Below are 26,200 nucleotides of genomic sequence, written 5' to 3' on the forward strand. Positions count from 1 at the left end.
GCTATGTTATATTTTTTGTATATTCATAAAATTTAGATAAAGAGGGTGCGTGAATGAAAAAGACGGCTTTATTAAATGGTGAAGTGATTACAGTAAATAGTAAAAATGAAGTCTTTGAAGCATGTCTAATCAAGGGGAATAAAATTGCAGCTGTAGGAACAACAGAAGAAATAAAAAAATATATAACTACCTCAACGGAAGTCATTGATTTGCATGGAAGATCTGTATTACCAGGTTTTATTGATGCTCATATGCATCTTTTTTTATACGGTAATACATTAATGCACCTCGACTGTAAAAATCCCACAATTAATTCGATTGAAGAGCTAAAAGATAAATTAGCTGACATCGTTCAAAATACTAAAAATGGACAAATAATACGCGTATTTGGATTTAATGAGTTAATGGTAAAGGAACAACGATATCCTACAATTGGAGAACTTGATGATCTTACACAGGAACACCCAATTGTCATTACCCGCACTTGTGGGCATATTGGAATTGTTAATTCAACTGCCTTAAAGGTCGCCAACATTGATTCAACCACTCCTAATCCAAAAGGCGGAACAATTGAAAAAGATAATAACGGCAAGTTTACTGGTCGCCTCATTGAAAATGCCTTTTTAGAATTTAATCAAAATGTGACTTATAGTAATGAAGAATTATATAATGCGCTAATGAAAGCGCAGGAACAATTATTTGCTTATGGTATTACAAGTGTTCATGATGCTGGTGGATTCGACGAAAATAGCTTTAGAATTATGCAAATTGCTTCAAATAATAAGCAATTAAAAGCTCGAGTTTATGCATTAATCGGCAGTTTGAACGATTGCGAGAATTTTACTAAAAATATGTTAGCGGCTGGGGTAATGACTAATACAGGAAATGACTTTTTCAAAATTGGACCAGCTAAACTTTTCACTGATGGCAGTAGTACAGGCCCGACAATTGCTACTCGTGAACCATACACAAGCGATGGAAATAATTACGGTTATTTACAGTATACAGAAGAAGAACTTTATTCTATCTTTTCCCCAGCACATCGAAATGGCTATCAAATAACAGTACATGCTCAAGGTGACCGGGCGATTGAGCAATATTTGAGTGTCATAGAAAAAGTCTTAAATGAATTTCCACGTGATGATCATCGTCATCGTGTTGAACATTTAGGCGTCTGTCCACCAGACTTGCAAGAAAAAGCCAAAGCACTAAATGTCATTCCTATACTCAACCCTTCATTCCCTTATGAATTCGGAGAAAGTTATATTCGTAACTATGGTGAAAGAATCAATTATATGTACGCGGCAAGTGATTTATTGAACCAAGGCATCATTACAGCGGCTGGTTCAGACGCTCCAATCACGACAGTTAATCCATTAGTTGGCATATACACAGCTGTTACTCGTTTAACGCGACAAAACACAGCTTTTGGACAACAACAAAAAGTATCCCTAATGGATGCGATTCGAATGTATACGTATAACGGAGCATTTGCAAGCTTTGATGAAGATTCGAAAGGAAGCATAGAACCAGGAAAATTGGCTGATTTAGTAATTTTAAATACTTCCATATTAGATTGTCACGTGGAAGATTTACTCGAAGTAAAAGTAGATTCAACAATCTTAAATGGTGAAATAGTGTATGCAAATCAATTTGAGGAATGGAGTGTGAGTAGTAAGTGAGAAATTATTTTAAATTATTACTGATTATTCCCTTCATAGGGATGTGTGTCCTTCTGCCTTTAGCTAATCGTATAGAGCCTTTTATTTTAGGAGTGCCATTCTTATTATTTTGGATTGTATTATGGATGATTTTATCGTCTATCGTTCTGTTGATCGTTTATATATTAGATCCTACCAATAAAGGAAGTGAATTTGAATGAATGTTGCCTTACTGATTATCTTTTTTATTGGGGCCATTGCGTTATATTTAGGGATTCGTGCAAGTCGTGGGAAAGAAATGAATGTAAATGAGTTTGCGGTAGGGAATAAAGGATTCGGTACAATATTCGTATTCTTATTAATTGCTGGTGAAGTTTATACGACTTTTACTTTTTTAGGTGGCAGCGGATGGGCCTATTCAAATGGTGCGGCAGCTTATTATGTGCCGGCATATATTTGCTTGGCATATGTACTTTCCTATTGGATTATCCCAAAAATTTGGCGTTTCGCAAAGAAGAATGATGTTATTTCACAGCCCCAATACTTTATGAAAACCTATAATAGTAAGGCTTTAGGTATGGTTGTCGCTTTCATCGGTTTAATCGCACTTGTACCGTACATCGTAATCCAGTTAAAAGGATTAGGGATTATCGTATCCGAAGCTTCTTATGGTGTGATTTCGCCATTAATTGCTTCTACAATCGGTGCAGTTATTGTTACTATTTATGTTATTAACTCAGGTATCCATGGATCTGCTTGGAATGCGGTATTAAAAGATATTTTAATCTTATTTGTCATTGTATTCTTAGGGATCTATATTCCTTATCATTATTTTGGTGGTATTCGACCATTATTTGAAGCTGTCCAAACAGCTAAGCCAGAAGCTTTAACATTCGCATCTGAAGGGTATAGTATGACTTGGTTTATTTCGACGATTGTTCTAAATGCGTTTGGTTTTTACCTTTTACCACAATCTTTTAGTGTCGTATTAGCAGCTAAAAGTGAACGTGCATTAAAGAAAAATGCGATCACATTGCCTTTGTACACAATCTTAATTTTATTTGCCTTCTTTATTGGATTTGCCGCAATCATTCAAGTGCCAGGATTACAAGACCCTGAAGGTGATCTTTCTCTTTTACGTCTTACAATGAAAACATTTGATCCTTGGTTTGTAGGAATTGTTGGTGGGGCAGGACTTTTAACTGCATTAGTTCCTGTATCTGTAATGGTTATGTCAGGAGCAGTAGGGTTAATGACGGGATTTTACAAATTAATTAAGCCGAACTCAAGTGATCGTCAGCAACTGAATGTATCTAAATTATTTGTTTTATTTATTATTTTAGTAGCGTATGTATTTACTATTACGGGCGGAGAAGCGCTGGCTGTTTTAAACATTATGTCATATGGTTTAATTACTCAATTAGTGCCCGCTCTGATCTTTGGTTTCTTTAACACAAAACTAATGAATAAGTACGGTGCGATTGCAGGTATTATTACAGGGGTTTCTATCGTATTATTTAATGCAATAACTTCATTTAAATTAGTCAATATTTTCCCTAATATTCCAAGTTCAATTAATGATATTAACATTGGATTTGTAGCAATTGGCATTAATATTATCATCAGTGTTGGCGTAAGTTTAGTAACTAACACATTGGTTGAAAGAGAAAAAGCTGAGCAAGGAGCAGAAGAAATTGCCCAATAATTAAAGGAGGCCTTCATATGATCAAGGCGAATGCTAATCGGCTTCAAAAATTAATTGAGTTGTTTAGTGAGTATGGTAAAACGGAAAACAATGGAGTAACTAGACTAGCATTATCTCCTGAAGATCTTGCTGCAAGGAGGAAATTTCAGGCGTTATGTGAAGAAGTGGGAATGACAGTAAAGCATGATGATATGGGAAATATGTATGCCACTTTACCGGGGAAACAAAACTTGCCTCCAATTGTAATTGGTTCACACTTAGACTCAGTTATTAAGGGAGGACGTTTCGACGGCGTACTAGGTGTACTCACAGCTTTAGAGACTGTTTATACAATAATAGATGAAAAGATCGAATTAGATTATCCAATTACAGTTGTCAATTTTACAAATGAAGAAGGAGCAAGATTTGAGCCATCTCTTATGTCTTCTGGCGTGCTATCAGGTAAATTTGATAAAAAGAAAATGATTGCTTCTACTGATAAAAATGGAATTACATTCGAAAAATCACTAAATGAAAGCGGTTTCGAAGGTTCAAAAGCAAATCGCTTAAAAGAAGCTAGCGCGTATATCGAACTACATATTGAACAGGGTCCTGTACTGGAACGGAAAAACTTAGAAATCGGAGTAGTAGAAGGTGTACTAGGAATGGTATGCTATGAAATCTCTGTATTTGGAGAATCCAACCATGCAGGTACGACACCAATTAGCATGCGCAAAGACCCGATGTTCACTGCTGCCAATGTTGTGGTCGATTTACAAAAGCAATTACAAAGACTAGATTCAGAACTAGTTTACACAATCGGTCGTATAAATGCATATCCAAATATTCACACGGTCATTCCTTCAGAAGTAACCTTTACTTTAGAGGCGAGACATAAGGATCCGAGTGTTATTGCAGAAGTTACACGAATGGTGGAAGAACTGCCAAAAACTATAAGTGGCTGTCCAATCAAATCCACACGCCTATGGGATCGAGACACAGTTAACTTTGATGAAGAAGTCGTAAATGCTGTGGAATCTGCTTGCAAAGAGTTAGGATATAAAGAAAATCGTATGTATAGCGGTGCCGGCCATGATGCTCAATTTATTGCTTCATATATTCCAACTGCTATGATTTTTGTACCAAGTGTAAATGGATATAGTCATCGTGAAGATGAGTTAACTTCATATGAAGATTGTACTAAAGGTGCGAATGTTTTACTTAATGCTGTATTAAAACTATGCGTTGAAAAAGTGAATAAATAAGGCTTTATTTCGAAACTACTAGTAATACTTTGTATGTTTTTCACTAGTCGTAAACGAAATAGATTGCTTCTTTAGACTCTCTAAAATAATTAGAGAGTCTTACAGAGTGGTGGAATATAAAAATTTTCAATAGAGAAAATGGACTTTTAGGGAACATTTAATTATGATAAATAGCATTTTTTGTATGGCCTTTTAATGGTTCTAAAAGTTAATATGTTAGAGCAATTTCATTATTTTAATAACAATAGAAGTGATTTTTTTAGAAGTTAAAATTATTTTTTTTGAGCTTTTTTTAACAAATTCGATTGTTTAGTTTAATATTAGTTTCGATCTTAATTGACCTACATCTGATGAATATAAAACAGTTAGATTACTCTAAGTAAAGGCTATTTGATTAGGGTTTATCGTAGTCATTTTTTGATGAATAAGTTGATTGGAATGGAGGGGTGCTCGACTCCTATGGGATTAGCGGGAAGGCTGAGACCCCGCAGGCTTTGCCGAGGAGGCTCAGGTCTCGCCCCATGGAAAGCGAGCATCCTGTAATGGAAATCAACATCGCTCTACTCCTTTTACGAATATTTGTTAATTAATAGGCATGGTTGTTTTATAACAACATGCTAGGTTCTCTAAAAATTAGAGAGTCTTATTTTTATCATTTATTTATCCTCCTATCCCAACTTTACGAATTATTTACAATCGTTTAAAACTAGGTTAATTATTCTTTTTTATAGTTAGAGATGTAGAAAATAATAACTTTCCTTAGGAGGACAAACAATAATGAAACGTGGATTAAAATTAACATTTGCAGCAATGGCTATTACAGGTATGTTAGCGGGATGTTCTAATAAAGATGAAAAAACAACTGGCAAGACTACTACAGATGATAAAAAAGTAGAATTAACAGGAACAATTGGTGCTGCAGGATCAACAGCATTACAACCACTAGCTGATGAAGCGGCTACTGAATTTATGGCGAAGTTCCCACAAGTTTCAATTACGGTTCAAGGTGGCGGTAGTGGTACTGGTGTAAACCAAGTATCTACTGGAGCAATTCAAATTGGTAACTCAGATGTACCAGCTGCTGAAAAATTAGAAGATAAATCTTTAGCAAGTTCATTAGTAGAAGCTAAAGTTGCTGGTGTTGGTTACTCAATGGTAACAAATAAAGACGTTGGTGTAGATTCACTTACACTTCAACAAATTGAAGATATTTTCGCTGGTAAAGTAACGAACTGGAAAGAAGTTGGCGGTAAAGATGAGAAAATTAATGTAATTAATCGTCCAGCATCATCAGGTACTCGTGCAGCGTTTGAAAAGAAAATTATGAAAGACGTTAAGATTAATGATGGCGTAGGAACTGTTCAAGATTCAAACGGTGCAGTTGAACAAGCTGTAAACTCTACTCCTGGTGCAATTTCTTATCTTGCTAATTCATATTTAATCGGCGATAAAAAAGATGCTTTAAAAACTGTAAAAATTGATGGAAAAGAATCTTCAACTGATAATATTACATCTGGTGCATACCCATTCTATTCATATGAGTACATGATTACAAAAGGCGATGCAAAATCTCCAGTTAAAGAATATATTGAATTCATTAGTGGCGATGAATTTGCTAACAAGTTAGTTGAAATGGGTTATATCCCAGCTTCACAAATGTCAGGTTTACAATAATAATTCAATTTAAGCTGACTCAAAAGGTCTTTGACTTTTTGAGTCAGCTTTTTGTATTTCTTTTAGTATGTCAACAAAGAAGTAACTTTATAAAGTTCACTATGTGTTCGTATTTTTTTTAATATAGATCAGCATCTGAAACTACTTAAAAAGTTAAGCTACTTTTAAGTAGTTTTCTTATGTATATTTAGCAAGTTTTAATAAGCAATTAGTATTTTATCGCTACATTCAATGCCCATAAATCAATTAAACATACTACCTCTTAAAAAGATTTACAATTTCTTTACGATTGATTAAAACTTGCTTAACTTAAAAACTTTAAAGTAGAGATTGTAAGAGATAACAAACAAAAATTAAAAACAACATAAAAAATAAAAACAAACATTTTAGGGGGATTTAAAATGAAGCGTGGATTAAAATTAACATTTGCAGCAATGGCTATTACGGGTATGTTAGCAGGATGTTCTAATAAAGATGAAAAAACAACTGGCAAGACTTCAGATGATAAAAAAGTAGAATTAACAGGAACAATTGGTGCTGCAGGATCAACAGCGTTACAACCATTAGCAGACGAAGCGGCAACTGAATTTATGGCGAAGTTCCCACAAGTATCAATTACAGTTCAAGGTGGCGGTAGTGGTACTGGTGTAAACCAGGTATCTACTGGAGCAATTCAAATTGGTAACTCAGATGTACCTGCTGCTGAAAAATTAGAAGATAAATCTTTAGCAAGTTCATTAGTAGAAGCTAAAGTTGCTGGTGTTGGTTACTCAATGGTAACAAATAAAGACGTTGGTGTAGATTCACTTACACTTCAACAAATTGAAGATATTTTCGCTGGTAAAGTAACGAACTGGAAAGAAGTTGGCGGTAAAGATGAGAAAATTAATGTAATTAATCGTCCAGCATCATCAGGTACTCGTGCAGCGTTTGAAAAGAAAATTATGAAAGACGTTAAGATTAATGATGGCGTAGGAACTGTTCAAGACTCAAACGGTGCAGTTGAACAAGCTGTAAACTCTACTCCTGGAGCAATCTCTTATCTTGCTAATTCATATTTAATCGGCGATAAAAAAGATGCTTTAAAAACTGTGAAAATTGATGGAAAAGAATCTACTACAGACAATATCGTTGCAGGTGATTACCCATTCTATTCTTACGAGTACATGATTACAAAAGGCGATGCAAAATCTCCTGTAAAAGAATATATTGAATTCATTAGTGGCGATGAGTTTGCTAACAAGTTAGTAGAGATGGGTTACATCCCAGCTTCAAAAATGACAGGTTTAGAATAATATAAAAAATGGGAGTTGGTTTTATACCAACTCTCAAACTAATTTATTAATGGATGATAGGGGTTTATCATGAATTTCAAAAAAAGAAACTTATTTCTAATTGAATACCTTGGAAGAACTCTTGTAACTTTATGTGGTTTCTTAATGATTGGTATTACAATAGCAATAATAGGATTTATTGTAAGTAAAGGAATCCAATCATTTACAGTAAATGATATATCGTTAAGTGAAATTTTGTTTTCAAAACATTGGAGTCCAAATAATGCTTCAAACCCAACATATGGTGCTTTAATCTTTATTGTTGGATCTATACTAGTATCTGTTGGTGCTGTAATTATTGCTGCACCAATTGCGATTGCATTAGCGATTTTCATGAATTTTATTTCACCGAAGTTTGGTGAAAAAGTATTAATACCTGTATTGGAAATTCTAGTTGGTATTCCTTCAGTAGTTTATGGATTTCTTGGCGTAACAATATTAGTTCCTCTAATTAGAAATACAGTAGGTGGCGTAGGGTTTAGCTTAATTGCAGGGATTATTGTGCTTAGTATCATGATTTTACCTACAATTGCAAGTATAGCATCTGATGCTGTCCGAGCTGTTCCTAGAACATATTTAGAAGCATCATACGGACTAGGTTCAACTAGATGGCAAGCAATTAAGTTGGCAATTGTACCAGCTGCAAAAACAAATATTTTAACTGCGATCGTTTTAGGTCTAGCTCGTGCTTTTGGTGAAGCGTTAGCAGTACAAATGGTAATCGGAAATACAGTTAAGTTCCCTAATGGTATTTTCGATCCAACGGCAACTTTAACAGGAATTTTAACAATGGATATGGCAAATACATTAAATGGTACAGCTTGGAATAACACTCTATGGACTCTAGCAATGATCTTACTTCTAATATCCTTCCTCTTTATACTAGTCATTCGATTAATTGGACGAAAAGGAGGATATGAATCATGATTGCAAGAAAAATGGATAAGATATGGACGGGAATACTTTGTTTAATAGCTGGTTTAGTTGTAATACTATTATTATTTTTATTAAGCGAAATTATTTTTAAAGGTTGGGGATTCTGGGACTTTAATTTCCTTTTTGGAAAACCTAGTAATATTCAAGCCGGTGGTGGGATCGGACCACAACTTTTTAATTCATTTTATATTTTAGTGTTAACATTAATTATTTCAGTTCCGATTGGAGTAGGAGCTGGGATTTATATGGCAGAATATGCAAAACCAGGTCGTTTTTTAAATTTCTTAAGATTATGTATTGAAACGTTGGCTTCATTACCTTCAATCGTAGTAGGTTTATTCGGTTTATTAGTATTTGTAACAATGACTGGATGGGGTTACACTTTAATTGGTGGTGCACTTGCGATTTCAATCTTAAATCTTCCAGGTCTAACAAGGGTAAGTGAAACAGCGTTATTAAATGTTCCTAAAACTAGTAAAGAAGGTAGTCTTGGATTAGGAGCTACAAAGTGGCAAACAATTACTAAAATTAGTATCCCAACTGCAATTCCACAATTAATTACGGGAATTATTTTAGCAGCTGGAAGAATTTTTGGTGAAGCAGCGGCATTAATTTATACTGCTGGACTTACAACGCCTATTCTAAATAATGCTGCTCCATTAAATACACCGATGAACCCGTTTAATATTTTTAGACCAGCAGAAACGTTAACAGTTCATATCTGGAAATTAAATTCAGAAGGTATCGTTCCAGATGCGCAAAGCATTGCTACAAAATCTGCTGCAGTTCTAATTGTAATGATCCTTTTATTTAATCTATTTGCTAGATTGTTTGCAAAGTTTTTAAATAGACGCTTTACAGGAGCAAAAAGATAATCAAATATGTATTTTTTAAAATCTCTATGGAAGATTCCGTAGAGATTTTTTTGTATTAGTTGGTTCTGAACTTATAATGTTGGGAGTGCTATTTTGATTAAAAATATTATTGATACAAAAGGAAAAAATCCTTTTTTTCGATAATGTTATGTAACGTTTAAAGTTAAGCGTTTTTTATTTTATCAACCTCACTAAGTAGTGTTTCTAAATGTTTTAAAATTGTCTTAGCTATTTGATGTTCTTTATTTTGCTCTAACTGTTCTTTAGCAGCTTTAGATAATTCAGCATAATCGTGATGTGAATTTTGGTTATGCTTATCATTGGCTTCTGAGAAGTTGAAGGCATTGCTAAGCTTAAGGCTTATTTCATTTTGTATGCTCTTCAAACTTTCGATTATTTCATTCATTCTTGGTACTCTCCATTTCGTTTAGTAATTTTTTTCATAGATTTATTTACATGTGACCACTAAAAATGAAGTGATAAATAGTCATATTTGAAACTAAAATCGTTTGATTTATTTGGATTTTGATACTTAAATAAAAGGATTTTACAGATTTATTTTGCTATTGAACCAATACGTTTATGATTTGTTTTTTAAAAATAATTATCCTAAAAAAACTGTTGACAAGTTTGCTTCACGTCCGTATAGTATTAGTTATTATAAAAAATATTCAGAAATATTTATCAAAACGCAAAGATCAGGAGTAGTAAAAGTTAATTATTAGGTTAAGAGAGCTGCGGTTTGGTGCAACGCAGTCCAATGATACTTTGAACTTGCCTGGGAGTGGTAAAGCGAAAGATTAGATTTAATCTTTTCTCTTGTTTTAACGAATGACCTACGTTATAAGGTTTTTAAAGTAGGGTTCACAAAAGAGCCAATAAGAGTGGTACCGCGGTAAGCTAAGGCATATCGTCTCTTTCTTCATTTGATTATGAAGAATGAGATGATATGCCTTTTTTGATTTTTGGGGAGGTTAGGATATGAAAACGGAAAAACGGAATTTACAAAGGACAATGACGTCAAGACATATTACGATGATGGCATTAGGAGGTGCCATTGGGGCAGGTTTATTTAAGGGAAGTAGTTCAGCAATTGATATGGCTGGCCCATCCATAATAATTGCTTACTTGCTAGGAGGCATCATCTTATTATTTATCTTGCAAGGGTTAGCTGAAATGGCGGTTCGCAATAGCGATGCAAGAACATTCAGGGATCTTGTCCAATCTATTTTAGGAAAGTATCCTGCTTATTTCCTTGATTGGATTTATTGGAAAATGTGGGTATTGAACATCACGGCCGAGTCAATCGTTGCTGCCATTTTCATCCAATATTGGTTACCTGACTATCCAATCTGGATACTAGCATTAATTGTTTCTGTGGTAGTTACAACAATCAACTTGCTATCAGTAAAGGTTTTTGCAGAAACGGAGTACTGGCTTGCTTTAATTAAAATTACTGTCATCATTGTGTTCATCTTGGCTGGATTAGTGCTGTTACTAGTGAATTTTGGTGATCATAAAGCAGTAGGTTTCTCTAATCTAACAGACCATGGTGGTTTCTTTCCGAATGGATCAACTGGTTTGATCTCGGCTATGCTGGTGGTAATTTATTCATATGGTGGTACTGAAATAATTGGGGTAACATTAGCAGAAACGAAAAATCCCGAAAAAGTGGTACCAAAAGCTGTTCGAAGTACATTGGTCAGAATCATTTCTTTCTATATCATTCCATTTTTCATCATCGTTAGTTTAATTCCTTGGAACAAAGTAAACGGGGTGCCTGAAAGTCCATTTGTGATGGTCTTTAAAATGATAGGGATTCCTGGAGCTGATCATATAATGAACGCTGTTGTTTTAATAGCGATTATTTCATCGATGAACTCTGGCTTATATGGTTCATCCCGCGTTCTGTATACGCAATCTGCGGACGGTCGCATTCCAAAGATCTTTTCAAGATTATCTAAAAGGAAAGTTCCAGTATACGCAATATTAATGTGTACTTCCACTTTACTTGGCGGTGTTCTAATTTCTTTATTTGCAGGAAGCAAGACCTTTGATTTCTTGATGGGATCGCTAGGATATACCGTATTATTCATCTGGTTAATCATTGCTATTGCCCATTTGAAATCACGTAAACAGTCACCTATTAAGTCAAGTGACTATGCAGTTAAATGGTTTCCATATACGACTTGGGCTGTGATCATCGCTTTAATGATGATTCTAATCGGAATCATCTTCACGACACCTATTATCGTAACGATTATTACACTTTGCATCTATCTCTTTATTACGATAACGTATTTATGGAAAAGTCGCCTTAATAAAAACTTGTAAATGAGATAGTATTCCTTTGGTCCAATAAACTTCGGGAATGCTGTTAATGTTTCGACGATACAGAAACTTAATGCTTTAGATAAGATTGAGATTTTTGCCGAGAGTAGTATTGCTGGTGTAATCGGAGCAAATGTAGATGGCGATGTTAGTACTCATTTTGAAGCTGCGAGATTTCAGTCTCCGTCCTAAAATAACAAAAAACTAGTATTGAAAAAGGCACTGACCATCAAAGTCAGTGCCTTTTTTATTTTTTTCTAATTTAATTTGCAGAAGTAATTCTTTTCTTTGGCTGAATTGCAGCCTCTGCTAGAGCTTTTGCCACTACTTTGGAGTATAGCTGTATTACTGCTTCTTTCAGGTTACTCTTCATTTCAACCTACCCCTTTTCAACGTTTTAAAATTAGGCTCTGTTAATGAAGATTGTTGATTTTCTTATTCATCTATCAGACAGTTTAGTTGAATAAGGAATTTGTAAATTTATAGTGTAAAATACATATAACATACACGAATTGGAGAAGAGAAATGGACATTGGGATTGAGCGAATTTATAGTAAGTCATTTTCTGAAAAGGGAATGAGCGACGTTATTAAATGGGAAGTACAACCAATAGTAGATCAACAATTAATAAAAATTAAATTTATTAATAAAGGATCATTACATAGGCAAGGTATTTGGTTAAGAACAGATAAGGGGATTGAAATACCAGCTCTTAATGAAGAAATCTACCCGAGTATTAATTTATGGGAAGACACTTCTCCCAAGGAGATTATTTGCAAATGTCATTCAAAAAATGGATATCTAAGTTTATACAATATCTGGGATGAAGGCGATGGAAGGGAATCACAGTCATACTCATCGGGTATGATAGTTGAAGAGAAAGACGGTATATTTATTTATTACTGCAATGACTTTGGTTTTGAAACGAATTTTGATGACTTGGTTTTTTCAATTGAAAAACTTTAAGTATCTTATTTAACTAAAGCATGCTTTAGTTGAAGAAAACACAAGTATATTATTACTAAAATATTGGCTCAGTTAAAGTAAAATGTTGATTTTTTAAATCAAAAACGACTGTCTATGATTGACAGTCGTTTAACATTCAATTTGAACTCTCTTTTTAGTTTATAGACTATTCTACGATTAATTTTCCTGTCATTTGAGTATGTCCTGATCCACAGAATATAGAACAGTGGTATTCAAAAGTGCCTGTTTTATTTGCTATAAATTCAGCACTCTTATTACCTTGAATGTTTACATTAAATGCTGGAAGAGTAAAACCATGTCCCCCATCATCACTATGAAGAGTGATTCTTACCTTATCTCCTTTTTTAACATGAATTTCTTTTTTATCATATGCAAAATCCTTCGCCATAACCTTAATATCAACTACATTTCCTGTTGTTGAATTTTTAGATGATGGATTTGCAGTTTTTGATGTTTGTACTGTGGTATCCGACTTTTTGTTAGATGTTGCATCTTTGGAAGTATTTTTAGAAGCACTTCCACAAGCACTTAACATTATTACCATCAAAGCTATTGCAGTAAATATTAATCCCATTCTCTTTTTCATAAGTAGATTACTCCTCCTAAATTTGATAACTACTAAAACTTACAATATAAAAATGAAATGAAAATCTAATGAAAATTTTCTTCTTCATCTAAATTCTACTTTAGTTCATTAAAGCGACTCGAGATCTAGTTCAAGATAATTTGAAATGAATTGGCTATTCTTTAAAATGGATAAGCAACTGAAACATCAGTCTAAATTGCGAGATATGAATTTACCATAACTATGATGTAGTTGAACAACATGATCGGCTTTATAGTCGATTTTTTTATCACGCTAAATGGCAGATTAGTAGAATAAGGAATGATAATGATGAGAATTTTATTTTGAATTAGAAGGTTATTTTTAGTCAAAGAGATAAATAGACTTTTGAGTAGAATTTATTAGATAATCAATGTTATGTAATTATATGGAGGACTTATAATGATTACCTTTTCTTTTGAAGAAATTCGGACTCAAGATAAGTTTTTATGGCTTGATTACAACCATCAATATCTAAAAGAACTTCGTGAGAGGTATAAATTAAGAAGCCTAATTAATGATGATATGGACGATTTGGCAAAAGTGAAAGCTGTAATGAATTGGGTAAATAGTTAATGGGAGCATAATGGTGAAAACGTACCCAATCACTCTGATCCTTTATATATTTTAGAGCAAGTTTGTGAATATGCAGTAGTTCTAAATGGGTGTTTAAATGCTTTGGGACTTCGCTCGAGAATATTATCATTAAAAACACAGGATTGTGAGACCAGACAATATGGTGCAGGTCACGTCGTCGTAGAAATATATATTTCTAAAATAAGAAAATGGATAATGGCAGATCCTCAGTTCAATGGTAGTTACCTATAAAAATAACCAACCATTAAATGCTGTTGAATTAGCCCTGAGCAGTAAGAGTACAGTAGTTATAAAAGAATCATTTAATGATGGCTTTTCTTACTACGATTGGATCTTACCATACCTTTTCTTTTTTACAATCAATTTCGATAACAGAGTAAACGCTGATCGTTCCTATAAAGATAAAAACAATTAATGTTAGTTCCGTTAGGTTCTCATTCTCCAAAAGTCTTTCAGCAGGTGCACTCAATTGGAGATGTTGAATACACAAATGCAGTGAGTAGAATTTATTATAATCCTACAAAATGACAGATTATCTTCATAAATATGAACCGATATTTTATGTAAAAAAGGTTAAATTCCTTCAAGTTATCTAAGTCGTATGAAGTATACAATTAATTAAGAATTATAAAATGGGTTTTTCTTGCTTCCATTGCCATCCTCATATAATTTTACTGCCTTTAGTTTTAGTTCAATTGAATAGTGTTTAAATTTTGTTCCTTTTAAAGCCATAATAGATCCCCCTATAGTAGACTGCCTATCCATTTTATCAGATAGGCTTTTTCACGTGTCTACTATAAGGGGATCATATCAGAAAATAGGCTTTTTTAGTACGCAAAAATCAACATTATAGTTTAACAGAGCCTAAAATTAAAAAAAGTGGCAAGGCCACTTTTAAAGTAATGTATTCACTTGATTGAGTTTATCTAATTTTAGAGTGTACAAATAGACTGGTCTTCCAATTCCATATGTTAATGACTCTTCAAGAGCACCAAGACTGGTTAGAAACTTCAAATATTTTCGTATCGACACTCGTGATATAAGGGTAGTCTCAGAGATATCATCAGTTGTAAACTGATTGTTTCCTTTTGACTTGATCACATTTAGGACTACCTGTAAAGTACTGCTAGTTAAGCCTTTAGGCAAATTACTCATTGCGTCTCCAATAGGTTTTTGATCGATACTAAAGAACTGTTCATCTAAATCTTCCTGACTAAACAAATTTTTAGTTGCAAAAAAATTATATTTATCTTTATATCTCATCAAGGCCTGATTAAATCTTTCAAACTCAAACGGTTTAATTAGATAATCTATTGCACCATATCTTATAGCTGTATGGATTTTTTCTTTGTCTGCAGCTGCAGTTATTAGAATGACATCTACTGCCATATTTTGTTCTCTAATAAAGCTAAGTAATTCAAGTCCAGTCGAACCAGGCATGTAAACATCTAGTAAAATAAGGTCTACCTGTTCATTTTTAAGGAATTTAATGGCATCTTTCACGGAATGAGTAATTCCTAATAAACTGAAACCTTTAATCTCTTTAAGATAACGTTTGTTGAATTCAGCAACCATCGGATCATCTTCTACAATTAAGACCTTAATCATGATCATACCTCTTTTCTTCATATGGAATTTGTATATGGAATTCAGTCCCTAACTGTAATTTTGAGTCGATAATTAATCCCCCATTTAGGTTTTGAATGCTATTTGCAACCAAATAAAGGCCATAGCCACGATTTTCTCCTTTTGTGGAAAAACCTTTTTCAAATACTTTCTTTTGTAGTTCATCAGACATTCCAGGTCCTGAATCTAAAACTTCGATTGTTAAAAATTTCTCAGTGTAATTAAAATTTACTTCCAATGTTTTTTCATCAGTATCAGACATTGCTTCTATCGAATTATCAATCAAATTCCCAAGAATGGTTATTAATTCTTGAGTGAACTGAGGGTCTTTTGGCTCTGGTATGACATTATTACATTCAAAAGATAGCTCTACATTTTCTTCCCTGGCATAACTTAATTTTCCCATAATAAATCCGGCCAGAGCAGGGTCTTTAATATGTTGAGTAATATTTCCAAATTCTTGATTTTGATAGTTTACTAAAGTCCGGATAAAATCTGATAATTCATCATAGGATTTCATTTGGACCATCCCAAGAATGACGTGAAGTCGGTTCATAAATTCATGGGACTGGGCGCGAAGGGATTCCGCATACATTTTTACCCCAGTTAATTGTTCGGCTAACTGATTTACTTCGGTCTTATCTCGGAAAGTGGAAATCGCCCCTACGACTTCACCATTTACTAGAAGAGGAACTCGGTTAACGAGGATGGAGATACCGTTTATGTTTTGTTCTTCATCTAATTCAGGTTTACCTGTTTCCAAAACATAATCCAATCTTGTTGATGGCATATATTCATCTATTTTCATGCCAACAGGTTTTTGAGAAAGCCCAGCCTTTTGAAAGATTTGTAATGCTGATTTATTTACCAAGGTAATGATTGATTGATTATCGACTGCGATAATTCCCTCATGAACGGATTGGAGCATTGTACTCCTCTCCTCAAGAATCCTTGCAATGGCAAAGGGTTCGAGTCCCAGCAATATCCTTTTAATATACCTTGCAAGTAAAATGGCACCAATAATGCCTATTATTAAACCAAGAACAGTAACGATCAGAATGTTCCAATGACTTTTGCCAAGTACGGACTCTACACTCTTAAGTGATATTCCGACTGCTACTACGCCGATTTGTTCATTTCTTCCATTGTATATAGGGGTAAAAGCACGAACTGATTCACCTAATGTACCATGTGAAATCGATATATATTCTTTACCCTTTAGTGCTGCTTTTTCATCACCACCAACAAAATGTTTGCCAATTTTTTCTGGGTTTGGATGGGATTTACGGATTCCGTTCATATCCATTACAACAATAAATAATACATTTGTGGCGGTTTGAATGTCCTTTGTATAATCTTGAATTGCAGTAGTGGGCTGTTTGTCACTTATTTCATCAATTACAAGTTGTGATTTAGCAACAGTTCTGGCTACAATTATGGCCTTTTCTTCTTGATTTTTTATAAGTTTATTACTGACATTGTTACTTATTAATAAATCAGTAATCATTAAAGAGAGTAGAACAACTAAACAAACAAAAAAAATGATAATTGTACTTAATTTAAATCTAAATCGCTGATCGCGCACATTTACCTCCGTAAAATTACTAGTAATTATTAAAAGTTAGCATGATTTTATTCATACTTTTCCAATTTACTATAAAATATAGCCCAATTGAACGAAACATCGTGATTTTGTTACTTACTTTAATTACAAAACAATTTAAAAAGTTAATTTAACTATTTATAATGTTCACAAAATTGTAACATGTAAATAATTCGAAAAAATGTAATCGTTTTCAAAAAAGTGATTGGAGGATAAGGGCATTGAGGATTAATTTTAAAAGTCTTACAACTCAAGTTATTCTTGGTATTTTTCTAGGTGTTTTGGTAGGGTTCGCATTTCCAGATTTCGGTTCACAGTTAAAGGTTATTGCTGATATTTTTATAAAACTAGTAAAAGTTGTGATTGCACCGATTATTTTCTTAACCATTGTGATTGGAATTGCGGGTATGGGGGATATAAAGAAAGTTGGCAAAATTGGTGGAAAGGCCTTACTTTATTTTGAAATCGTTTCGACAATCTCTTTAGTGATTGGTATCATTGTTGCAAATATATTAAAGCCGGGTAAAGGGATTGATGCAACTTCAGGAAAAGGAGATATTACGCAATTTACTAAGGCAGCTGCGGAAACAAGCCATGGTTTTATGGACTTTATCGCCTCAATTATACCTGATAGCTTTATTGGAGCATTTGCAAATGGTCAGCTTCTACCAGTGCTTCTACTAGCCATAATGTTTGGCATTTCTCTTGCCCATTTAGGCAATAAAGGCAAACCGGTTATAGAGCTTTTTGAAAAATTGACTGAAGTGTTCTTCGGAATTGTAAATATTATCATGAAAGTCTCTCCATTAGCCGCATTCGGTGCGATGGCATATACAATTGGAGAATTCGGTATCGGCTCTCTGTTATATCTTGGAAAACTAATGGGTTCTGTTTACTTAACAATGGCTTTATTCATTGTTCTAGTTCTTGGCGGAATTGCTAAAATGTTCGGTTTTAATATCTTTAAATTTATTGCTTATATAAAAGAAGAAATCCTCCTTGTTGTTGGAACTTCATCATCTGAGGCAGCGTTGCCGAAAATGATGGAAAAGCTTGAGAAATATGGATGTTCAAAATCAGTAGTAGGGCTAGTTATTCCAACAGGTTATTCTTTTAATCTTGATGGAACATCTATCTATCTCTCAATGGCAGCATTGTTTATAGCACAAGCTTATGGAGCTGATTTAAGCATTTTGCAGCAGATTACGTTACTAGGAGTATTAATGCTGACTTCTAAAGGCGCTGCGGGAGTTACTGGTTCCGGATTTGTGACATTAGCCGCAACATTAGCGGTATTTCCATCCATCCCAGTAGAGGGAATGGCACTCATTCTTGGTGTTGACCGTTTCATGTCGGAAGCACGCGCAGTTACTAATCTTATTGGAAACGGTGTTGCTACTGTTGTAGTATCAAAGTCTGAAGGGGAATATCATCCGATCTACGAGTTTGAGGAAACAAAAATGACAGTTTAAGTTAGAAAATGTGATCCAACATTTTTAATTCTGGACAAATTAAGTGAAAGAAAAAAATTATAGAAACCATATTGTAAAAGTGCACAGATATTTTGTGCACTTTTTTGAGTCAACCAATGGTTATTGAGATTGGTTAAAATTCTTGGGTTTGTAAGAGGAATAAAATACATAGATACAATAAAATTTATGAAAATGATCTCCTATTTATAGAAAGGAGATCATTTTTTTTTGAAAAAATTTCAATATATCGATTTAAAATTTTATGAGAGATGTTTGACTAACAAATAAAGTGTAGTAAAACGTCAAACTTATTTATAAAACAATTGGGAAAATTAGTAATTAACATAAAAGGGAAAAAATTGTAAAGTCTAATAGTCTTGTAAACTGTATAATCAAAATGTACTATTTTAATATAGGACTGGAGGGCGTTATGGAAGAGAAAAAATGGTCGATTATTTTAAGCGTGCTTTTTTTATTGTTTGTTTATGTACTTATTCATTTTGAAATAAATGCTAGAAATATTGAAAATTCAGTTCAAAAATTACAGGATCGGGAAGTAGAACCGAAGAAAAAACTCCATTTTGTCCTTATTTCGCAGGAGTTTGATAATCCTTATTGGAGGAAAGTACAAGAAGGGGCAGATGTTGCTGCAGAAAAATATGGAGTAAATGTTGAATATATTGGTCCTTTACGTACAAGTCCGGAAGAACAAATTAAGTTATTAGAAAAGGCAATTGCTTCTCAGGTGGATGGTATTATCGTACAAAGTCTTGATGAGAATACTTTTTCGCCCGTAATTAATAAAGCGGTTACACAACATATTCCTGTTATTACAATTGATACAGATGCGCCAAAAAGTAAGCGTATTGCTTATGTTGGTACAAATAATTTTAGCGCGGGAGAGCAGTTAGGTAGAGTTGTTGTAGAGGAAACGAATGGTGTTGGAAAAATTGGCGTTATTATAGGGAGCGAAAAATCAGAAAGTCAGCAGGCGAGATTAAATGGCTTTTTAAGTATTGTTAAAAAGCATCCGAAACTAGTAGTAAAGGATATCGAGTCCTCTAATATATCGATTATTCAAGCAAAACTTCAAACTGAAAGTATGCTACGTAATAATAAAGACATTTCAGTTATGGTTGGTACGAGTGCATTAGATGCAATTGGTATTTTGAATGCATCAAAAAATTTAAAGTTAAATCAAGTTGAGATATTTGGATTTGATAACATTGAAGGCACACTCCAAGCAGTTCAAGATGATTCCATCAAAGCAACTGTGATTCAAAAGCCATATGAAATGGGCTTTCAATCTGTAGGATTATTAATCGACTGGTTACATGGAAAAGTGATTAATAAAGAAAATTTTACACCAACCGAGGTGGTGACGAAAGAAACGTTGATCAGGAGGAGAAACGTTGAAAATTAGGACAAAGTTGTTTATTTTTATTCCTATTCTAGTTATTTTATTAAATCTAGTTTCATTTTTTATTTTTGAAAATGGTAAGAAAGTTCAAGAGAGTTATAATTTAATGATTAATAAAATATTTTTATATAAACAAATCTCTTCTGAAACTCAGGAGAATTTAAGCTTGGTGAGTAGTTATATTATTAATCCACAGCCAAAAAACTATCGATCGATTTTGCAGCATAAAAGCAATTTACAAAAGTTAAAAAAGGAATTGTTAACACATAATGCTACTAAAAATAATCAGCTTGTGTTAGAAAACTTTACCCATATGATCGATTCTTTTTTAGAATTAGAATCATCCATTACAGATAATTTAGTCTCTCAAAATTTTTCAAGCTATACAGATCAATACCGAGATATAGAGAAAATCTCAGGGTTTATTAGAGAAGATAGTCAAAACTTAGTTGATTTAGAGCTTAGTAATTATCAGCCTATTTTTCGAAAGATTATTGCAAATACTCAGTCAATGAATCAATTAGGTGTCCAGTTGTTCGTTATAACGACTATCATTAGTATTGTTTTTGCAATATGGTTGTCTAGAAGTATTGTCATTCCAATCAATCGATTAGTTTATATGGCTAAACAAATTGGTAAAGGTAATTTTAATGTGGATCCTCCTACACTGTATCGAAATAATGAAATCGGTATTCTTGGTAAAATCCTGAATGAAATGTCCAAAAATTTAAGTAATTTAATGATGAAAAATATTGAAATAGTAGAGAAGGATCGCCTTGTTAAGGAACTTGAGTTAAAAGCTTTACAAAGTCAGATAAACCCGCATTTCCTGTTCAATACGTTAAACGTTATATCTAAGTTAGCTTATATTGAAGGGGCTGAACAGACGAGTGATCTAACTGTATCGACCTCGAATTTGCTACGTTATAATTTACGAAAATTAGACGAGCCTGTAACGCTTTTGGAAGAAGTTAGAAATGCTGAGGAATATTTTTCGATTCAAAAGGCGAGGTTTAGAGATCGTGTACGCTTCGAATTAAATATAGAGGAGTCTTGTTTAGGAAATAAAGTTCCTTGTTTAACATTGCAACCACTTCTTGAAAACGCATTTATACACGGTATTGAAGGGATGGAACAAGGAGCTGTAATTGGGATTACGATAAAGAATCATGATAACTATATTTACATTGAAATTTATGATAATGGTGCTGGTATGAAAGAGGAGACTAGAGAGGCTCTTTTAACATCGTCTATGCCGATCATCTCTCAAAAAAGCTCAACTGGATTAGGTACAACAAATGTGTTTAAACGCTGGCGCCTCTTTTATGGAGAAGAAGATATTGTTGATATCAAAAGTGAAAGAAATAAAGGGACAACCATTATTTTAAAGCTTCCTGTCTCATCAAAATTTTAAAATTGAAGGAGGAAACCTATGTATCGTTTATTAATTGTTGATGATGAACCATTAGAGCGTGAGGGACTGGAATTGATGATTAACCGTTCAATGACTAATCAATTTCAATTTGAACAAGCTGAAAATGGACGAGTTGCGATTGAAAAATCAATAGAATACCAGCCTCATATTATCTTTATGGATATAAAAATGCCTGGTATTCAAGGACTTGAAGCTGTTTCAGTTATAAAACAAAAACTACCTGATACGAAAATATTCATTGTCACGGCATATGACTATTTTACGTATGCACAAGAGGCCATTTCATTAGGGGTTAAAGATTATATCTTAAAGCCAGCTAAAAAGGATCATATTATCTCTTTGCTTCAAAAGATGATCGATGAAATAGAAGAAGATCATAAGAAAAGATTACAAGAATTAGAGGCTATTGAAAATTTATCGATTATACGTCCTCTCACTGAAAATGAATATACGTTAATGTTAATGTTTAATACTGTTCAGGAACTTAATGTGTCTCAACTATCTAGTATTCTCGGTTTTGAAATCGAATTAGGTTATGCGAACGTCATTAAATTGCCAAAAGAAATTAGTCAAAATGACAAGGAGCAGAGGAGAATTTATGAATGCGTAAGGCATTTTATGAAATCTTCGAGGAATTGTTTAATCAGCCCTGTTGTAGATGGCCAATTAGCCATATTTATTCCAGTACAGCCAAACCAAGAAGCTGATCTACAATCGCTTGTACTCTATCAAGATGCTTTAAAAACCATTGAATATATAGAAAATCAAACTGGTTATCAAACAGTGATTGGTATCGGGTCTTTAAAGCAAGGGATTGAAGGATTACGACAATCTTATAATGAGGCATTTCATGCAAGTTTAGAATGTGATGAGTTAACACGTGTTAATCTGCATTCAGTAAATCTTTCTTTAAGTATTTCGGACGAGGAAAAACAAGTTTTAATTGATACTTTTAGAAAAGCTGATTTAGAAGACGTTATGAACCAATTTAATTATTTGTATGAAAGATTTGTTAATTATAATGTTAAGCAAGTTAGAAGGGAATTAAATTCATTATTTAATCATGTTTTCCAATCTCTCCGTAGTTCATCGATTGAAGTTGAGAAATTTCATATTCCAGAAATTAACGAAATCAGTGAATTGAAGATGTTTGTGGAGCAACAAATCATTCATTTAATTACAAAGATCGATCGAGAAAAAGAAATCAAAACGAATCATCTCATGATATTGGCCAGGGAATATATCGCTCATCACTTCATAGAGGATCTCTCACTTGAGCAAGTGGCCAACTATTTAAAATTGAATCCGGTCTACTTTAGTAAACTATTTAAAAAACAAACAGGTGAGACTTTCAGTGATTATTTAATGAATTTGAGAATCAATAAAGCAAAACAATTAATGGAAAAAAGAGAATTGAATTTAAAAGAAATTTGTTACCAAGTGGGCTATAATGATCCAAATTACTTTAGTCGAGTATTTAAAAAATGTACGAATGAGTCTCCTAAGGAATATAGGAAGAAAGTTTTAATGAATATTTAAAGAGAATTAGAGGAGAATTTGGAAACTTAAATTTGAACTAATAAATGATTAATTACTTTATTTGAATAATTATTGTTTAAAGAGTCTAACGACGTACTTAATGATCGTATTTACGAATTGTTTTTAAATTTGTACATACTTTTATTGAGTTTCTGTTTGACTCTTTTTTGTATTAAATCGAAATTAACTGCACTAATATGTCTCAAAGTTAAGATAATGCTAGTTTTAATATTCTGAATGTAAACGTTTTCTGATGTGGGGTAAATTAGTACAGGTAATAGACAAAAGAGTGAAGGAAATGGGTAAGCGTTTCCAATAAAAATCGTGATAACCTTATTTATGAAAGCGTAACCAGAAAAAAAGGGGGAAACACTTTGAAAAAGTTATCAAAGATTTTTGCAATAATTTCAGTATTTTTAGTAATGACTCTTGTCGCAGCTGGATGTGGATCTTCAGCAACATCAAGTGATAGCACTTCTGCTGGTAAGAAAAGTAAGGATGGTAAAGTTGATATTGGTATCGTTTTACCTACGAAAGATGAGCCACGTTGGACTCAAGATGAAACTCGCTTTAAAAATGCTTTAAAAGATACAGATTATTCAGTTGAAATTTTATTCTCACAAGGTGACTCTGCTAAAGAAAAAGCAAACGTTGATTCTTTAATTGCAAAAGGCATTAAAGTTTTAATTATTTGTCCTCAAGACGGTGCTGCTGCTGCTGCTTCAGCTGAAGCTGCAAAAGCTGCTGGTGTTAAAGTAATTTCTTACGACCGTTTAATTACAGGTACTGACGCAGTTGATTACTATGTATCATTTGATAGCGTTGCTGTAGGTGCTGCACAAGCACAATATCTTGTAGACCATGCTTCAGGTAAAACTGGCCAACCTTTATACCTATACGCAGGTGCTGCATCTGATAACAATGCATTCTTATTCTTCCAAGGTGCTTGGAAAGTTCTTCAACCAAAAATTGCTGATGGAACATTCAAAGTTGAGAATTCAGCAGCTGCAAATAGCTTAAAAGCTAAAGCTGATTTAACTCGTGATGAGCAAGCAAAAATTATTGGTCAAGTTACAACTAACTGGGATTTCAATGTAGCTAAAAACTTAACTTCATCTAACTTAACAAAGGCTACTAAAGCTGACAAAGGTGATGTATTAGTTCTTGCTCCAAATGATGGAACAGCTCGTTCAATCGCTGATACATTTAAATCAGATAAAGACGTAACTTCATATGTAATTTCTGGTCAAGATGCTGAAAAAGCTTCTGTACAATACATTATCGATGGCAAACAATCTATGACTGTTTTCAAAGATGTTCGTACTTTAGTTAAAGATGCAATCGCTACTGCAACTTCAATCTTAAAAAATGAAACTCCTGATGCTTCAGGCGTTACAAACAACGGTAAAGCTGATATCAAAACAAAACAAACAGATATTATTGTTGTTGATCAAAGCACAGTGAAGAAAGACTTAGTTGATTCTGGATACTATAGTGCTTCAGACTTCACTGGATTGAAGTAATTAATAGAAGAAAAAAACTTGCAAAATAGTGATGGTCTAACCGTCACTATTTTGTTAATTATTCAATTTCAATGACTCAAGTAGATGGCAAATTCGGGAGACGGATCATATGAGTGAATTTATTTTAGAAATGAGAAATATCACAAAAGAGTTTCCAGGGGTGAAAGCATTAAGCAATGTTAACTTCAAGGTTAGAAAAGGGGAAATACATTGCTTAGTTGGTGAAAATGGTGCTGGAAAATCGACCCTAATGAAAGTTTTAAGTGGTATTTATCCATTTGGAACCTATACAGGTGATATTGTTTTTGGAGATGAAGTTCAAAAATTTTCAAAAATTAGTGATAGTGAAAAAAAGGGTATTGGAATTATCTATCAGGAATTATCGCTTTTTCCTGAACTGTCCGTATATGAAAATATTTTTATTGGACATGAAATTAAAAAGGGAATGACGGTTGATTTCAATGAAACGATTGTAAAAGCAATCGAAATGTTAAAAAAGGTAAAGTTGGATGTAAATCCGGACGTGCAAATTAAGGAATTAGGTGTTGGGAAACAGCAGCTTGTTGAAATTGCTAAAGCACTTAGTAAAGATGTTAAATTGCTGATTCTTGATGAGCCTACAGCTGCTTTAAATGAAGATGATAGTGAAAATCTACTATTCTTAATGGAAGAATTAAAAAACCAAGGCATTTCTTGTATTATGATTTCGCACAAACTTAAAGAAGTAATTGCTGTTGCAGATACGGTTACTGTACTTCGTGACGGGAAAACAATTTGCTCTTTAAATAAAGAAGAAATCACCGAAAACACAATTATCAAACATATGGTTGGGCGTGAAATTGATGATATTTATCCGAAGCGTCCAAATCAAAAGTTTGGTGAAGTTTCATTAGAATTAAAAGACTGGGATGTATACGATCCAAAATTAGGTCGAAAAATTCTTCATCATATCAATCTAAATGTTCGAAAAGGCGAAATTATCGGTATTGCTGGATTGATGGGATCGGGTCGAACAGAACTAGCAAAAAGTATTTTTGGTAATCCAACAAATTTTAAACTTGATGGTTCCGTTTTAGTGCATGGTGAACAAAAGCGTTTTAAACATCCAAAAGATGCAATAAAAGCTGGTATAGCCTATGTAACAGAGGATCGTAAAGGCGACGGATTAATCCTTGAACAAGATATTAAAAATAATATTTCGATTACGAACTTATTTGAAATTTCCAAGTCAAGTGTGATTAATCAACATGAAGAAATTGTCGTTGCAAATGATTATTTAAACAAGTTAAACATAAAAGCTCCTTCAATTACTTCAATTGTTGGGAAATTGAGTGGGGGAAATCAGCAAAAAGTATCGTTAAGTAAATGGTTATTTACAAATCCGAATGTACTTATTCTTGATGAACCTACACGTGGAATAGACGTAGGTGCAAAATTTGAAATCTATAGTTTTATGAATCTACTGGTTGAACAAGGCATGAGCATTATCATGATTTCCTCTGAACTTCCAGAAGTCCTTGGTATGAGTGACCGAATTTATGTAATGGCAGAAGGTAAAATAACCGGAGAATTATCAAGAGAAGAAGCAACTCAAGAGAGCGTTATGGCTCTAGCTACCGTTTAAGAGAGGTTGA

The 26,200-nt window shown here is 33.4% G+C and carries 22 protein-coding genes, 1 pseudogene and 1 other annotated feature; of the genes and pseudogenes, 19 read left to right on the plus strand and 4 right to left on the minus strand.

All coding sequences use genetic code 11. From position 1 onward, the window contains the following. Positions 1-53: 53 nt before the first annotated feature. From BM319_RS13115 to pstA, 8 genes are all read left to right on the plus strand, one after another. Positions 54-1,682, plus strand: coding sequence for an amidohydrolase (locus tag BM319_RS13115; RefSeq protein ID WP_091023064.1), 1,629 nt, complete (start codon positions 54-56; stop codon positions 1,680-1,682). Then, positions 1,679-1,882, plus strand: a complete 204-nt coding sequence (locus BM319_RS13120; protein ID WP_286143759.1) for a DUF3311 domain-containing protein — start codon at positions 1,679-1,681, stop codon at positions 1,880-1,882. Before BM319_RS13115 ends, BM319_RS13120 begins: the two co-directional genes overlap by 4 nt. After that, positions 1,879-3,366 (plus strand): sodium:solute symporter family protein, encoded by a 1,488-nt coding sequence (locus tag BM319_RS13125; RefSeq protein ID WP_091023066.1) that lies wholly within the window; start codon positions 1,879-1,881, stop codon positions 3,364-3,366. The genes BM319_RS13120 and BM319_RS13125 overlap by 4 nt, the downstream gene beginning before the upstream one ends. Positions 3,367-3,383: 17 nt before the next feature. Further along, entirely contained in the window at positions 3,384-4,610 is a 1,227-nt protein-coding gene (locus BM319_RS13130; RefSeq protein ID WP_091023068.1) for a Zn-dependent hydrolase, read from the plus strand. Positions 4,611-5,387: 777 nt separating this feature from the next. Then, on the plus strand, positions 5,388-6,284 hold the full coding sequence (locus tag BM319_RS13135; RefSeq protein ID WP_069035364.1) for a phosphate ABC transporter substrate-binding protein PstS family protein: 897 nt from the start codon (positions 5,388-5,390) through the stop codon (positions 6,282-6,284). Between the two features lie 401 nt (positions 6,285-6,685). Further along, positions 6,686-7,579: a phosphate ABC transporter substrate-binding protein PstS family protein gene (locus tag BM319_RS13140; protein WP_069035363.1), complete on the plus strand. Its 894-nt coding sequence runs from the start codon at positions 6,686-6,688 to the stop codon at positions 7,577-7,579. Between the two features lie 69 nt (positions 7,580-7,648). Further along, positions 7,649-8,545 (plus strand): phosphate ABC transporter permease subunit PstC, encoded by an 897-nt coding sequence (pstC, locus tag BM319_RS13145; RefSeq protein WP_091023070.1) that lies wholly within the window; start codon positions 7,649-7,651, stop codon positions 8,543-8,545. After that, entirely contained in the window at positions 8,542-9,429 is an 888-nt protein-coding gene (gene pstA / locus BM319_RS13150; protein WP_091023072.1) for a phosphate ABC transporter permease PstA, read from the plus strand. The genes pstC and pstA overlap by 4 nt, the downstream gene beginning before the upstream one ends. A gap of 163 nt (positions 9,430-9,592) precedes the next feature. On the opposite strand, the gene BM319_RS13155 is transcribed toward pstA, so the two are convergent. Beyond that, complete coding sequence (locus BM319_RS13155) at positions 9,593-9,835, minus strand: hypothetical protein (RefSeq protein ID WP_069035360.1); 243 nt, start codon at positions 9,833-9,835, stop codon at positions 9,593-9,595. Between the two features lie 279 nt (positions 9,836-10,114). Next, positions 10,115-10,350 (plus strand) — a binding site (T-box leader). Positions 10,351-10,410: 60 nt separating this feature from the next. Between BM319_RS13155 and BM319_RS13160 the strand changes: the two genes are divergently transcribed. The 3 genes and pseudogenes from BM319_RS13160 (at position 10,411) to BM319_RS13165 (ending at position 12,726) form a co-directional block, all read left to right on the plus strand. Beyond that, positions 10,411-11,763, plus strand: a complete 1,353-nt coding sequence (locus tag BM319_RS13160) for an amino acid permease (RefSeq protein WP_091023074.1) — start codon at positions 10,411-10,413, stop codon at positions 11,761-11,763. A 15-nt stretch (positions 11,764-11,778) separates the two neighbouring features. Beyond that, positions 11,779-11,952, plus strand: a pseudogene (locus tag BM319_RS25115) (ABC transporter permease); the annotation flags it as partial. A gap of 333 nt (positions 11,953-12,285) precedes the next feature. Further along, entirely contained in the window at positions 12,286-12,726 is a 441-nt protein-coding gene (locus BM319_RS13165) for a hypothetical protein (RefSeq protein ID WP_069035358.1), read from the plus strand. A gap of 166 nt (positions 12,727-12,892) precedes the next feature. Here the strand turns inward: BM319_RS13165 and BM319_RS13170 are convergent, their stop codons facing one another. Next, positions 12,893-13,333, minus strand: coding sequence for a cupredoxin domain-containing protein (locus BM319_RS13170; protein WP_069035357.1), 441 nt, complete (start codon positions 13,331-13,333; stop codon positions 12,893-12,895). Between the two features lie 420 nt (positions 13,334-13,753). Between BM319_RS13170 and BM319_RS24735 the strand changes: the two genes are divergently transcribed. Next, positions 13,754-13,927: a hypothetical protein gene (locus BM319_RS24735; protein ID WP_175403535.1), complete on the plus strand. Its 174-nt coding sequence runs from the start codon at positions 13,754-13,756 to the stop codon at positions 13,925-13,927. Positions 13,928-14,162: 235 nt separating this feature from the next. Then, positions 14,163-14,363 (plus strand): hypothetical protein, encoded by a 201-nt coding sequence (locus BM319_RS24375; protein ID WP_139116382.1) that lies wholly within the window; start codon positions 14,163-14,165, stop codon positions 14,361-14,363. 479 nt (positions 14,364-14,842) lie between these two features. Here the strand turns inward: BM319_RS24375 and BM319_RS13175 are convergent, their stop codons facing one another. Both BM319_RS13175 and dcuS read right to left on the minus strand, forming a co-directional pair. Next, complete coding sequence (locus BM319_RS13175; RefSeq protein WP_091023076.1) at positions 14,843-15,556, minus strand: response regulator; 714 nt, start codon at positions 15,554-15,556, stop codon at positions 14,843-14,845. Continuing rightward, on the minus strand, positions 15,549-17,159 hold the full coding sequence (gene dcuS, locus BM319_RS13180) for a DcuS/MalK family sensor histidine kinase (protein WP_069035355.1): 1,611 nt from the start codon (positions 17,157-17,159) through the stop codon (positions 15,549-15,551). Before dcuS ends, BM319_RS13175 begins: the two co-directional genes overlap by 8 nt. Positions 17,160-17,398: 239 nt before the next feature. Here dcuS and BM319_RS13185 point away from each other — a divergent pair, with 239 nt between their 5' ends. From BM319_RS13185 to BM319_RS13210, 6 genes are all read left to right on the plus strand, one after another. Continuing rightward, the gene (locus BM319_RS13185) at positions 17,399-18,649 is read left to right on the plus strand and encodes a dicarboxylate/amino acid:cation symporter (RefSeq protein WP_069035354.1); all 1,251 of its coding nucleotides are present in this window, start codon (positions 17,399-17,401) and stop codon (positions 18,647-18,649) included. Between the two features lie 430 nt (positions 18,650-19,079). Continuing rightward, complete coding sequence (locus BM319_RS13190) at positions 19,080-20,072, plus strand: sugar-binding protein (protein WP_069035353.1); 993 nt, start codon at positions 19,080-19,082, stop codon at positions 20,070-20,072. Continuing rightward, complete coding sequence (locus BM319_RS13195; protein WP_091023078.1) at positions 20,062-21,483, plus strand: sensor histidine kinase; 1,422 nt, start codon at positions 20,062-20,064, stop codon at positions 21,481-21,483. Before BM319_RS13190 ends, BM319_RS13195 begins: the two co-directional genes overlap by 11 nt. 18 nt (positions 21,484-21,501) lie before the next feature. Continuing rightward, positions 21,502-23,043 (plus strand): response regulator, encoded by a 1,542-nt coding sequence (locus BM319_RS13200; protein WP_091023080.1) that lies wholly within the window; start codon positions 21,502-21,504, stop codon positions 23,041-23,043. A gap of 374 nt (positions 23,044-23,417) precedes the next feature. Further along, positions 23,418-24,566, plus strand: a complete 1,149-nt coding sequence (locus BM319_RS13205) for a sugar ABC transporter substrate-binding protein (protein ID WP_254664640.1) — start codon at positions 23,418-23,420, stop codon at positions 24,564-24,566. A gap of 109 nt (positions 24,567-24,675) precedes the next feature. Further along, a complete protein-coding gene (locus BM319_RS13210; RefSeq protein WP_069035350.1) occupies positions 24,676-26,190 on the plus strand; it encodes an ATP-binding cassette domain-containing protein in 1,515 nt (504 codons plus the stop codon). The last annotated feature ends 10 nt before the right edge of the window (positions 26,191-26,200 follow it).

This window comes from Bacillus sp. UNCCL81, assembly GCF_900112535.1.
GTDB lineage: Bacteria > Bacillota > Bacilli > Bacillales > Bacillaceae_G > Gottfriedia > Gottfriedia luciferensis_B.

Excerpts from the sequence above, each read along its gene's own strand:
- BM319_RS13115 (WP_091023064.1), top strand. The coding sequence starts at position 54 with ATGAAAAAGACGGCTTTATTAAATGGTGAAGTGATTACAGTAAATAGT.
- BM319_RS13125 (WP_091023066.1), top strand. The coding sequence starts at position 1,879 with ATGAATGTTGCCTTACTGATTATCTTTTTTATTGGGGCCATTGCGTTA.
- BM319_RS13130 (WP_091023068.1), top strand. The coding sequence starts at position 3,384 with ATGATCAAGGCGAATGCTAATCGGCTTCAAAAATTAATTGAGTTGTTT.
- BM319_RS13135 (WP_069035364.1), top strand. The coding sequence starts at position 5,388 with ATGAAACGTGGATTAAAATTAACATTTGCAGCAATGGCTATTACAGGT.
- BM319_RS13140 (WP_069035363.1), top strand. The coding sequence starts at position 6,686 with ATGAAGCGTGGATTAAAATTAACATTTGCAGCAATGGCTATTACGGGT.
- pstC (WP_091023070.1), top strand. The coding sequence starts at position 7,649 with ATGAATTTCAAAAAAAGAAACTTATTTCTAATTGAATACCTTGGAAGA.
- pstA (WP_091023072.1), top strand. The coding sequence starts at position 8,542 with ATGATTGCAAGAAAAATGGATAAGATATGGACGGGAATACTTTGTTTA.
- BM319_RS13155 (WP_069035360.1), bottom strand. The coding sequence starts at position 9,835 with ATGAATGAAATAATCGAAAGTTTGAAGAGCATACAAAATGAAATAAGC.
- BM319_RS13160 (WP_091023074.1), top strand. The coding sequence starts at position 10,411 with ATGAAAACGGAAAAACGGAATTTACAAAGGACAATGACGTCAAGACAT.
- BM319_RS13165 (WP_069035358.1), top strand. The coding sequence starts at position 12,286 with ATGGACATTGGGATTGAGCGAATTTATAGTAAGTCATTTTCTGAAAAG.
- BM319_RS13170 (WP_069035357.1), bottom strand. The coding sequence starts at position 13,333 with ATGAAAAAGAGAATGGGATTAATATTTACTGCAATAGCTTTGATGGTA.
- BM319_RS24735 (WP_175403535.1), top strand. The coding sequence starts at position 13,754 with ATGATTACCTTTTCTTTTGAAGAAATTCGGACTCAAGATAAGTTTTTA.
- BM319_RS24375 (WP_139116382.1), top strand. The coding sequence starts at position 14,163 with ATGGTAGTTACCTATAAAAATAACCAACCATTAAATGCTGTTGAATTA.
- BM319_RS13175 (WP_091023076.1), bottom strand. The coding sequence starts at position 15,556 with ATGATTAAGGTCTTAATTGTAGAAGATGATCCGATGGTTGCTGAATTC.
- BM319_RS13190 (WP_069035353.1), top strand. The coding sequence starts at position 19,080 with ATGGAAGAGAAAAAATGGTCGATTATTTTAAGCGTGCTTTTTTTATTG.
- BM319_RS13200 (WP_091023080.1), top strand. The coding sequence starts at position 21,502 with ATGTATCGTTTATTAATTGTTGATGATGAACCATTAGAGCGTGAGGGA.
- BM319_RS13210 (WP_069035350.1), top strand. The coding sequence starts at position 24,676 with ATGAGTGAATTTATTTTAGAAATGAGAAATATCACAAAAGAGTTTCCA.